The sequence below is a fragment of the Vibrio sp. SCSIO 43153 genome (genome assembly GCF_023716625.1).
Classification (GTDB): Bacteria; Pseudomonadota; Gammaproteobacteria; order Enterobacterales; family Vibrionaceae; genus Vibrio; species Vibrio rotiferianus.
In genome coordinates this window covers 1,572,796-1,585,009 of record NZ_CP071856.1, presented here as the reverse complement: position 1 = coordinate 1,585,009, position 12,214 = coordinate 1,572,796, and the positions used below count along the sequence as shown (strand labels likewise).

Genomic DNA, 12,214 nt, shown 5'->3' with positions numbered 1-12,214 from the left:
CAACAATAGTTGAAATTTTATTGAGAATGATCAACCGAGTATCGTGTGAAAGGCTTTCGTTATAACTTGTAAGCGCTATAATCTGCTCCTAACATTTGGTGAGGCTTCATTGTGATTTCCAGACTTCCTCGTTGGGTGGAATATGGCGCGTTTCTGCTGGCTCTTCTGGCTGGTTGCGTCAATGCCGTAGGACTACTCGGCTTTCAACATCAAGCGATAACACATCTTTCCGGAACGGTAACTCAGCTAGGGAACAGCCTTTTAGTCGGTGTGGACAGTACCATCCACCTACTACTCATTGTATTCAGCTTTTTAATTGGCTCAGCATTTAGTGGCTTCTTTATTGAAAGTAGCGCGCTAAAACTAGGACGCCGCTACGGTGTAGCGCTTTGTATTGAAGGAAGCTTACTACTTCTAAGTTTGGGCTTCTTAGTGCAGGGCGACGTATACGGCCAATATCTCGCTTCGGCGGCTTGTGGCTTACAAAACGCAATGATTACAACGTTTAGCGGTGCCGTAGTGCGAACAACACACATGACGGGGATTATCACTGATCTTGGGATAATGATTGGCGAAAGTTTACGTGGACGCCAGTTTGATAGAAGAAAAGCAAAACTATTTATCTTTATCTTCTTAGGTTTTTTACTTGGTGGTACAGCGGGAGCTGCGCTTTTTAACGTCTATGAGCTTTATGCTTTGGTGTTTCCTGCATTATTGGCATTTGTTATTGCTATCGCTTACTGGGGCTACCTTTACTTGCTCAGCCGAAAACAGGCCGCATAGCACCTATCTCTGATCTAATTTCAATGACGGTTTAAGTAATACACCTAGGCCGTCCTTCCCTACTTCTTGTGCTCGTTTCCAAACATGTTTATCAAAGTCTGATCTGACTCCTTACAATTAGTGCCACCAGGATGAGAAGCTCCTGAGGCGCCCTTGAGATCCGAATCACATTTACTATGCTTTTTATTGCTCTAGTCACATTGTGTTGTCTAGCCGAATGCAACGAGCAGTTTGCGTGCTACAATTTTCTAACACGAGCAACAATTTCATATACAAGATTCTAGTTTTGATTAAATTAGCCGAAAAAACGGCTGAATAACTAGATGTATTTAATGAATAGTATTGCAAAGGGTGCAGTTTGCGGGTAATCTCCGCACACTGTGATTAAATACGGATGTTTAGTGAATATTTATGTCATGGAATATGGCGAGTATTGACTAGTAGTAACACGAGACAAATATGCATAACAACACTAATGCTGCTGAAGCGCCTAAGGGCAATTTCTGGATGTTCTTCATCCCATCCCTTATTGGTCTTCTACTCTTCATGGCTCCTATCTCTTACGATGGTGGCCTGACAATTCCAGTTGCAGTAATGGCAAAAGTCATTCCTGCAGTTCTTGGCGATACATTAATTGCTATTGTAACCGCTATTATTGCTTTTATGGCTGTCGCTTCTGTTCTTTGCAAAATTTTCAAGCCTGCAGCAATCCTGCGTAACAGTTTCTTAAACGGTTTGTTTAACCCATCACCTCTCTGGTTGTTTGTTCGTCTCATTGGTGCTGCGGCAGTATTGATGACATTCTTCCAAGTAGGTCCCAAAGCAATCTGGGAAGAGAATACTGGTGGTCTTGTTTTAACTGGTCTTCTACCGACACTATTTGCAGTGTTCATTTTTGCGGGTCTTCTACTGCCACTGCTATTGAACTTCGGTCTACTTGAACTATTTGGAGCACTACTCAGTAAAGTAATGCGTCCAGTGTTTAACCTACCTGGCCGTAGTGCGATTGACTGTATGGCTTCTTGGCTAGGTGACGGCAGCGTTGGTATCCTGCTAACCAGTAAGCAATACGAAAACAACTTCTACACTCAACGTGAAGCGGCGGTTGTTGGTACTACCTTCTCCGCAGTATCCATCACTTTCAGTTTGGTTGTTCTTGCTCAAGTTCAGCTAGAACACCTGTTCCTACCTTTCTACGGTGCAATCTGTTTGGCAGGAGTCATCGCCGCGATCATTATTCCTCGCTTACCACCATTAAGCCTGAAGAAAGATCGTTACATAGACGGAAGTGAACCAAAGAAAGACGCTGATGCAGTTCCAGCAGGTCACACAACATTCTCTTGGGGCATGGATCTTGCGCTAAAACGCGCTGGTCAAGTGACTTCTGTACAGTCGGTATTTAAAGAAGGCGTACATAACGCTATCGATATGGTGTTTGGTGTACTGCCTGTTGTAATGGGTCTTGGTACCGTGGCTTTAGTAATTGCCGAATACACATCCGTATTTGAAATCCTAGGTCAACCATTTATCCCGTATCTAGAGCTTCTACAAGTACCGGAAGCGGCGGCTGCATCTCAAACTATCGTTGTTGGCTTTGCAGACATGTTTATCCCTGCAATTCTTGCTGCCTCAATTGACAATGAAATGACGCGTTTTGTCGTTGCTGCAATGTCAGTAACCCAGCTTATCTACATGTCTGAAGTTGGTGCTCTACTACTAGGTAGCAAGATTCCGGTAAATATTGTCGAGCTATTTGTTATCTTCATCCTGCGAACACTAATTACACTGCCTGTAATTGCAGGTGTAGCGCATTTGATTTTCTAAAGTTCTTTTTCCTAAAGCCCTGCTTTTGCAGGGCTTTTTATTACGCCCAACCCTGAGATCAGCATAAAAAGCAAACACAATAAAATAGAGTTCTAGCTAATATCTCTCCCACTTAGTCTCATAAGTGAAACACACAAATCACATTTAATCGATTCAATTCCCCAATAAGATTGATTTTATAAACATCACACCATCCCATTTCGATTGACAGCAAGCGACAAATATTTCGTTTTTTGACACTTTTATTATCAAACTTTATCAAGATGACCAAACTCACACATTTAGCTCAATGTTGCTGTGAAAGTTAAAAAACATGAAAAATCCATTCAGGAATCTGATAAAACTGTCGATAACAAAATAACAACAACACGTTTTTTGCTATCTGTTGTCGTAAATCATCCCCCCAATAAGAGATGAATCAGAGATAGTGTAAACAGGGAGATTTGAGGAAAATCTATGAAATTCAGTCATAAAGTAGTAACCGCGTCCTCGATTTTATTGTTAGTGACAGTTTCGCTTCTGTCTATTCAACAGGTAATGACGGTACGTTCAGAAATCGAAGATCATATCAATGAATCACTAGGGGAGATTCTAACGAGTGTTGGGAACACCGTTGAGTCTCAAATGGATGCAAAAAAAGCACTGGCACAATCTCTAACAGAAGTAATTGAGTTAGCTCCTAAAGACCGACAGTATGTAAAGGACATTCTTGAGCAACCCAAGCCTAAGTCAAGCTTTCTTGCGATAGGTTTCGGTTACCAGGCTGACGGTTCGGTCATCGAAAATGATGACAACTGGGAAGCTGGTTCTGATTATGACCCTCGCCAACGTCCGTGGTTCCAAGCTGCAAAGAATCAAGGTAGCCTTGTCGTTACTGACCCTTATGTCGATGCCTCCTCAAAAAATGTCATTATCTCTATCGGCACCCCAGTAAAAGAGAATGGTCGATTCATTGCAGGTATGTTCTACGACTTAGAGCTTACTAAGCTGGCTGAATTGGTAAACCAGGTAGATGTATTTGATGCGGGATACTTATTCCTTGTAACCAACGACGGTACAACTATCGCGCACCCAGAAGCTGCAAACAATGGCAAAAAGCTGTCTAGCTATTTACCACAGATTGACTTAGGTAAACGTGAGCAACATATCGAAGTCAATGGCCAAAGCTTTATGGTGAGCTTATCTCACATTAAAAGCGAGAATTGGTACGTAGGTGCAATTGTTGATGAGAGTATCGCTTACGCAGCCGTAGATAAGTTACGTACCAGCGCAATCATTTACTCACTTATTGCCGTAGTATTTTCAATTGCTGCGCTTACTATGTTGATTCGATTCTTGATGCGACCATTAGATGAGCTGAATTCCGCTATTCAAGGTGTTGCTTCCGGTAAGGGAGATCTAACTCAACGCTTGTCTACAGAGACTGATAAAGAGTTTTCCGAGTTAGCACATGGCTTCAATACCTTTATGGAGAACCTTCAGCATCAAATCATCGAGTCCAAGCAAATCTCTGATGAGATCTTAACGGGAACTCAGTTAACTGCAGAAGGGGCGAAAGGATCTGCTTCCGCGATGCAAACTCAGCTGCAAGAGCTTGAGCAATTAGCAACAGCTATGCACGAGATGTCTGTCACGGCGACAGAAGTTGCGAATAATGCTCAAGGCGCAGCAAGTGCAGCGAAAGAAGCGGACGAGGCCACCATACAAGGTTCCAATGTAGTTAATGAATCAACTGCAACGATTAACCTACTTTCAAACAACATCGACCAAGCAGTTGAGGAAGTTCAAGGCCTTGAGTCTGCAACAGCGAATATTGAGACAATCTTGAAAGTAATTAACGATATTGCTGATCAAACTAACTTACTAGCACTGAATGCAGCCATCGAAGCTGCTCGCGCAGGCGAATCCGGTCGAGGATTTGCCGTTGTAGCTGATGAAGTTCGTACCCTAGCACAGCGTACGCAAGAATCTACGACGGAAATTCGCAGCATGATTGAACAACTTCAATCCGGCGCATCTTCTGTGGCGAGTGCGATGCACCAAAGTAAAAATAGTGCCGTTGAGGCGGTTGATAAAGCGGAACAAGCAAACGGCGCTCTGCAACGAATCCGTGATTCAATTCAGCAGATCTCTGATATGAACTTGCAAATTGCCTCTGCTGCAGAAGAGCAAAGCTTGGTTGCTGAAGAAATCAACAATAACACGGTCAATATTAAAGATTTGTCGACACAAGTATCTCACTCAGCTGACCTTGCCGATGAAGCTATGCAGAAACAAAATGAAAACGTTCGTAAACAAGATGAAATTCTAAACCGCTTTACGGTTTAGATACTTCTCTTTTTTAACCGACACGCAAGCAAACAGCGAGCCCATGTGCTCGCTGTTTTTCTACTTATAGAAAGAAAGCACTACTCCAACGACTGTGAAAGAAAATCGCTTCGACACTCGGTTCCCCTTTATTTTATAACTTGTTCGTCATCATAAAGAGAGTAACAGCAAGTCATGTCAGCCTTTGGCGAGACAGTTTCACATTAACGTCAAATATCATCACGATTTATCAGGCAACGGTCAGGCCATACACGCCGCTGATGCAGCACTAACAATTCTGCACAAAAAAGCCGCTTGCCCAGTTATGGACAAGCGGCTTTCTAGATTCAATTTGTGTGTTCGTAAAGTCGATTTATACCGCTTGAGCGAACAGCAAGAAACAACCGAATAGGAAGATCATGCTCATACCCATCGCACCGCCACCCGCTTCGTACACGCTGCTGTCTTCTACAGGTACACGACGCACTTTCATGGTCATCGATAGTGGAACAAACACCGCTAGGAATACAAGGATGATGCCTGCGTAGCTAAGGATCGCTAGGAAGTGCTCTGGAGCAAATACCGCGCCAAGCAACGGCAGAATAAACGTAGTTACGAATACCACTGGCTTACTTGCTTTTAGAAGGTCTGCATTTTGGTCGTAAAGCGCCATTGCCACACCCAAGAAAGACGTCAGCAGTGCCAAACCCGTAAACATAGACAGAATGAACTCAAGACCTGTGTACTGTTGACCAAGAACAGAGATCAACTCAGACACGTTTGAGAACTGGATAAGTTCGTGTGGTGGCAAGTTACCCACGACTGCAAACAACCACAGTAGGTAACACACAAGAGGGATCGTCGAGCCAACAATGATCATGTTGCGCAGTTGGGTCTTGCTCGCTTCTTTGTTGTAAGTCACCAAAGAAGGAATCACCACCATGAAGCCAAAGCTTGTGAACAGAACTGAGCTTTGTTTGATCAGTGCCATTTTGTCTGCGTTCACTACTTCACTTAGGCCTTCAAACGATACATTTGGCGCAAGAGAGAGCAGCGTTAGAACAAGCGCGACAATCATACCGATGAACAAGCCACGGTTTAGCTTATCAACCACACCTGTACCAGCCGATACGATAAGACCAACCAAAACGGTAAAGCCAACTTGGCTAGAAATAGTAGAAAGTGGTAGGCCCAATGACGTGGTCACTTTTTGTACCAAGTCACCAGCACCGATGATGTAGGCCATCAATAAGCAAACAAGCAATGCGTACAAAAGACCGTTAGTAACAAGCTGACCGCCTTTACCAAGGGTTTCACGAGCAATCGCGTTCATGCTAACGCCACCACCGACTTTACAGCTTGCTTCCAATAGAAGAAGTGCAGCGTAAGTTGTACCCGCCCAGATGAACAGCATAAGAAGAGTGCCCCAAAGGAGGCCGAATTGAGCAAGCACCATTGGTATAGCAAGCATACCAGCGCCAAGAGCAGTACCTGCAACGATCAGGGAGCTGCCGACAAGTTTTAGGTTCACGGTTAATACCTCTAAATTTAATCCGTTTTGTTTTGACTTATCATGCTTTTGGTTCGAAGCACGATCTACGGAAACGCCCTACTTTGCAGCCAATGAATTCGATGCTAAACAGCAATTCAGGATGCAAAAAGCCTAGACTCAAGATGGATCTATCCTGTCTGAGTACATTGGGGATGTAGGGAATCATTTCCGGGCAGAGTTCGATTAACGGAATGTCTAACTTTGGGTTCGAAGCAAAATCAGCGCATCCTTTTTCGTCAATCCCATTCTCTGCTGAATGGATTTGGTTCGAAAGGATTGTAAGGCATAAATAGGACGATTGAAAAGCAAAAGCTCCATCTTATAGCCATATATTTTAACAACTATCAGTTGATGCAACAGATATGTTGTAAAACCGCCGATTATTTAGCCTTTTGTTGTTATAAAGCTTAAGAAGTGAGCTTTGACGCTCAATTTTTGAGGTGTACATGAAAATGTACACTTTGTTGAGAGGTGTTAGAAACCCGGAACATAGCCTAGATTCAGCAATATCGTTATTATTCGCTCCGTACCGACACGTTTCGGTTCACATACCTCTAAACACTGATTTACGGTTCGAAAATATAGGTAAATGAGTGTTCCGAATGCTGGGTTTGGTTCCCCAGCATTTTTATTCTTCTTGCTATTTTTTCTCTGGCTAAGCCTATCCTTTCCAGCACCCTGCTACATCTATTTACACGCGTCCTGTTCTCCTATTGAAGATATATATTCAAGTGACTTCAAGATACAGGGTTCAGAGCGTTGTCACTGATTCCCGGTTTACCGAAAGTGAGCGATGAAAACAACGAAGCGGAATAGCTAGCTCTTTTCAAATTGTTTGACGAAGCTATTTAGTTAGCAAAGAACGTGCTTCAGTGACACGCTCCCGAAGGGCGAGGTTATTTGAGTATAAAAAAGGCAAGGTGCCTAATGACAACCCTGCCCAACTTCAACAATCGTCTTATATTGCAACTAGGATAATTTGAACTTGCTTAGTTCACCATGTAACTCGGTAGCCTTTCGCGTTAGCTCATTACTGATTTCAACAGAAGATGTCATCGAGTCCATCACATCCATTGCTGTATCGTTGATAGTGACAACGTTGCGATTAATTTCTTCCGACACCGAGCTTTGCTCCTCAGCAGCCGAAGCAATCTGATTGTTCATATCATTAATTACTTCGATAGCATGATTGATTTCAGAAAGCGCTTGTTGCGCAGCTTGAGTTTCATCTCGAGTATCGACAGCTTGTTGCTGACTTTGCTCCATCAAAACAACTATTGATTGAGTCTCTTGCTCTAAACGAGCCAGCATAGTACGAATTTCTTCAGTAGAGCCTTGAGTCCTTGTTGCCAAATTACGCACTTCATCTGCCACAACCGCAAAGCCTCTACCAGCCTCTCCTGCTCGAGCCGCCTCAATGGCAGCATTTAAAGCAAGTAAATTTGTTTGCTCCGCAATACCGCCGATTTCAGTCAAGATACCTTGGATGGCGGTGCTTGACGCAACAAGGTTTTGCGTTTGGCTCTGTGCATCACTCACTTGACTAGCAAGATGTGCCACCGCGTTGGCTGCGTTGTCCATCCTAGCCATGCCATTCACACTATTGCTTTGCACTTGGCTCGCAGCTGCTGCTGCTTGAACCGCAGAGTTTGCCACTTCATGAGCGGTTGCACTCATTTCATTGATGGCTGTAGCGAGGGAGTTCACCTCATTAACTTGAGCGTTTAACTGCTCTTTCGAAATATCAGCACGCGTTTGGCCTTCAGTTGCGCTTTTGTCAACTTGATCAGCCGTTTCAGTGACCGTTAACAGCATTTCCTGTATGCGGGCTAGGAACGAATTGAACCAATGCGCTAATTGAGCCGTTTCATCTTTCCCTTTGACCTCAATTCGATAGGTAAGATCGCCTTCTCCTTGTGCCGCATCTTTAAAACGCTCGACTAAGTTCGTTAGTACTTTGCCTAACGAGTTAGCGATGAATGCCATTGCCAAAATACCGACAAGTGCAGCAATCCCACCAGCCCAAACACCTTTTTCTATGGCTGACTGGTTCTGCTCGTCGCTCCATTGCTCATAGTCAGCCACACTTTTTGTTAGGTGGCTACTAGGAACCGAAACAATCACGACCCATGGTGCATCATTGGTATCAATCGAAGTTATGGCGTACTCATTGCCATCAAACGAAATAATTCCGATCTCTTTTTGTGTCGCTAACGATTGGATATTTTTCCACTGTGATAGTAATTCGGAAGGTACTTTCATCCCTACAGAAGCAGAATCATCACTGTTCGCAAGAACGGCGCCCTTCCAAGAGGAAATTAGAATCTTACCTTGGCCCTCGAATAAACCGCTCGCTAGATTCTCACTTTGTCCTTGTAACTCATTTAGTGATAAATCAAAGCCGACAGAACCAATAATCTCGCCATTCATTTTGATTGGCTGGCTGATTGTAGTAATTAGCTCTTCTCGACCACGAACCGGATACATGTACGGCTCCATAACAAACGTTTTACCCGTTTCATATGGTTTCAAATGCCAATCATCTTTACGCTCACCACTACTATTGAGTTCAGTGTTGCTGAAGCTTTCCATTGCAACAACATCAAAGCTATTTTTGGAATTAGGAGAGAAGAATGGTGCCAAATAGCCTTTGGTATTGAAGCCGTCTTTTATGTCAAATGCTGTTTCACTAGGCCAAGACATGTCTTGCCACACCATATATCCAGCAAATACAGCTTTATTCTGAGCCTCCAAAGAAGCGATGAACTGTTTTACCACCGCCTGTGGTGTAGCACTAGACTCTGCACTTAATTCGAGAATTGATCGCACTTGTTTCAGGTTGGCAAGCACTGGCTCCAACTGATTTGAAATACTAAGCTCCTGCTGTAGAGCGGCATTTCTTAGATCAGAGGTGGTCGCATTTGTCAGTTGGTTTTTTACTTGTGTTGTAATCTGTTGATTTACTTCAGTGAAGGCACTGGTTGTCATCCCCATCGCAATCAATAAAGTGAAAGCCATTGCACCACCGGCGCTCACTGCAATTCTTGTTCGTATACTGTTAAACATACTTGTTTCTCCAACAGGCTAGTAGCTGGATTAATATTTAAATAAGGTAGGAAGGGAAATTGTATCTAACAGGTGTGAATGGAGAATGTCGTGATATGAATGAAGTACGAACGGATTATGAAATTACATGAACAACACTATATCATTTAAAGTGTACAAGGCGGGGAAGTAAAGATGTTTATTGAGTGTAAATCTATCTATATCTCAACTAACGCAATGATATTATAAATATTTATCAGAATTTAAAGATAGTTACCGGAGATACCGTGATCTCATGACTGAACAACTCGCTGCGGCCTATCTAACAAATTTGGGCAATCAATAACGTGACATTGTTCACACAATATTTTTCTTAAATATCTGTAACTTAGCTGTAAATAAATCCTATTTTCATATAAATACCCTTCTCCACTATGAGGAGAAGAGTATTTAAATCGATCTAGCAGTTTACCAGCATCATAGCGTTAAGAGCTGGTACCTTAATGAGGTGGCCAAGTTCAAACTGTTCACCTGAGAGTAGATCCGTAACTAATGCATCGCCAGGTAGCTCTAACGTCTGGGAGCGTAGAGACTTATTAAGAACCAAAATCCCCTTATCACCTCGCTGCAGCACAAGCATATCATCATTACCTTCTACCATTCTCATCGGCTCACCATGCGTTAGGTTGTGAAATGCGATCATCTTCGCCATTCGAGGATCACGCCATGAGTTTTGCCAACGAGGATTTCCAAGACGATCTTTGATACCACTTGGGTCAAGATCGGTATACACCAAAGGGACTCCTCCGTCGCGCCCCATGATATACGCATACGCTAACCATTCTTCTTCCTCACCCATTACATGCTCTAAAAATACATCATTGTTTGGGATATCGTGAGTAATGGCGAAGGTGATAGCTCGGCCATTGGATAACGCCTGCCCAAAGCAATACGGGTCGATGAGTGACTTGAAGCTACCACTTTTCTTAAGCGCTTTCGAGATTGTTGAAAACAGCGGAAAATCATACGCACCGAGTCGTGTTTCTTTCAAATAAGGTTCAAGAAACAACTCATATTCTTCTTCAGTCGCGCCACCATCAGTAATTATTTCACCAAAAATGTGGACATCATGCGTGATATCCTCAGTCCAAACCTGCTTCAAGTGCTCTAGCGTCATGTGCTTTGCTGCATCAATACGGAACCCCTTCACGCCAAGCTGTTTCAACGCTTGAAGATACTGTCTCTGCTGAGCGACAACATGCTCACACACTCGTAACGTAGGTAAACCCGGATCGGTCGGCCCCCCTGTGATACGGCCATTTTGTACTTGCCACTTATCTTTCCAATCTTTGATACCAAAAGCTTCGACAAAATCATTTTCATCAAACAGCGGCTCAGATAAGTCCCCAAATAGAACGAGGTCTTGATACTTATCTGCATTTTGCTGGTACTCGTCCATCACAACTTGGCGCGGGTACTGCAAATCCGCGCGGAGATGGGCTTCATTAGCCATATGGTTAAATACTACGTCGGCATAAACTAATACACCTACACGGTCGAGAGCTTCAACCATGTTTTTGAAATCTGTGGTGTCTCCAAGTGCATTATCGATAACACGGTAATCTTGAGGTTGGTAACGCTGCCACCAGCGTTCGTCTTGTGCACTTTTCATTGGTGGAGAAACCAAAACCGAGCCATAACCTAGCTCGCTAATCTCCGCTGCACGTTGGCCAATATCAGCATACTTCCAATCAAAAGCATGCAAGATTACATTTGCACCCGTCGATTGTGTGTCTTGTAAGCCACTCATGTTTCTCTCCTCGTCGCGTTCGCTCACCCATTTATTGCTCGAATTCGTCGTGAGCGAATCCAATAGCCGAAATTATAAGAACTATTGGCGCCTCTCCCTCCCCCCTAATATGTTTGTGCTAGGGGGAAAAACGAGGCGTAGCTCCGCCTTGGGTACGGCTTAAAGGAGTACTTGAATACAATGTTCACTAAAAACAAACACCAGAACGACTCAGGGGCAATCATAAGTAATTGTTTTAAAAGTACTTTTAAAATAAAAATCGGAAAATAATGATATCGCTATTACGCCTTTCCTTGAGCACTTCTTCTAAGTAGAGGCACAAATTCAATATGTAACAAATATTTAAGAAGGCGAAACTGTAGCTTATGTCACAGTTGGTGCGGTTTATAAATTGATAGAAAAGAAGAGAAAGACTCAAAAAGATGGCGAGAGGGGGACAAAATAAGAACGCTGGATACAAAAATAGCGCGATAAACGCGCTACTTTTTAAGTGCGGTACAACACCTTCACAACGTGCCAACCGAATTTGGTTTTCACTAGGTGTGGGGTTAGTACCTCTCCTGAAAAACAAACTTTATCGAACTGCGGCACCATTTGACCACGGCGAAATTCACCTAGATCGCCACCACGTTTACCAGATGGGCAAGTGGAGTATTTCTTTGCCAATGCCTGGAATTTAGCACCTTTCTTAAGTTGCTTAATGATGTCTTCAGCTTGTTCTTTGTGCTTTACAAGAATATGCAATGCAGCTGCTGTGTTTGCCATTTGTCTGTCTCTCACTATTTGTGGGGGCGCAAGTTTAACCAATGTATCCACTTACGCTCAAGCGTTAGTACACTTTTGTATGAAAATAAAAGTCAAATGAGATTTGCGATATTTCGTTAAGAGCTCAA

Annotated in this window: 7 protein-coding genes; 3 read left to right on the top strand and 4 right to left on the bottom strand. The window is 43.3% G+C overall.

Annotated elements, in window-relative coordinates; genetic code table 11:
* Nucleotides 1-111: 111 nt before the first annotated feature.
* From J4N37_RS23395 to J4N37_RS23385, 3 genes are all read left to right on the top strand, one after another.
* Nucleotides 112-783, top strand: a complete 672-nt coding sequence (locus J4N37_RS23395; RefSeq protein WP_038882723.1) for a YoaK family protein — start codon at nt 112-114, stop codon at nt 781-783.
* Between the two features lie 459 nt (nt 784-1,242).
* A complete protein-coding gene (locus tag J4N37_RS23390; protein WP_045394555.1) occupies nt 1,243-2,607 on the top strand; it encodes a YjiH family protein in 1,365 nt (454 codons plus the stop codon).
* 456 nt (nt 2,608-3,063) lie between these two features.
* Entirely contained in the window at nt 3,064-4,935 is a 1,872-nt protein-coding gene (locus J4N37_RS23385) for a methyl-accepting chemotaxis protein (protein WP_252042529.1), read from the top strand.
* Nucleotides 4,936-5,287: 352 nt separating this feature from the next.
* Here the strand turns inward: J4N37_RS23385 and J4N37_RS23380 are convergent, their stop codons facing one another.
* The 4 genes from J4N37_RS23380 to ppiC form a co-directional block, all read right to left on the bottom strand.
* On the bottom strand, nt 5,288-6,445 hold the full coding sequence (locus J4N37_RS23380) for an amino acid permease (RefSeq protein WP_252042528.1): 1,158 nt from the start codon (nt 6,443-6,445) through the stop codon (nt 5,288-5,290).
* Between the two features lie 990 nt (nt 6,446-7,435).
* Nucleotides 7,436-9,532 carry a methyl-accepting chemotaxis protein gene (locus J4N37_RS23375; protein WP_010452630.1) on the bottom strand — a complete coding sequence of 699 codons (2,097 nt, stop codon included), beginning with the start codon at nt 9,530-9,532 and terminating at the stop codon, nt 7,436-7,438.
* 439 nt (nt 9,533-9,971) lie between these two features.
* Complete coding sequence (locus J4N37_RS23370; protein WP_252042527.1) at nt 9,972-11,321, bottom strand: alpha-amylase family protein; 1,350 nt, start codon at nt 11,319-11,321, stop codon at nt 9,972-9,974.
* Nucleotides 11,322-11,807: 486 nt separating this feature from the next.
* The gene (gene ppiC / locus J4N37_RS23365; protein ID WP_010452635.1) at nt 11,808-12,086 is read right to left on the bottom strand and encodes a peptidylprolyl isomerase PpiC; all 279 of its coding nucleotides are present in this window, start codon (nt 12,084-12,086) and stop codon (nt 11,808-11,810) included.
* Nucleotides 12,087-12,214: the final 128 nt, after the last annotated feature.

Bases quoted from the DNA above. Each gene is read 5' to 3' on its own strand.
- J4N37_RS23390 (WP_045394555.1), top strand. From the start codon at position 1,243: ATGCATAACAACACTAATGCTGCTGAAGCGCCTAAGGGCAATTTCTGG.
- J4N37_RS23385 (WP_252042529.1), top strand. From the start codon at position 3,064: ATGAAATTCAGTCATAAAGTAGTAACCGCGTCCTCGATTTTATTGTTA.
- J4N37_RS23375 (WP_010452630.1), bottom strand. From the start codon at position 9,532: ATGTTTAACAGTATACGAACAAGAATTGCAGTGAGCGCCGGTGGTGCA.
- J4N37_RS23370 (WP_252042527.1), bottom strand. From the start codon at position 11,321: ATGAGTGGCTTACAAGACACACAATCGACGGGTGCAAATGTAATCTTG.
- ppiC (WP_010452635.1), bottom strand. From the start codon at position 12,086: ATGGCAAACACAGCAGCTGCATTGCATATTCTTGTAAAGCACAAAGAA.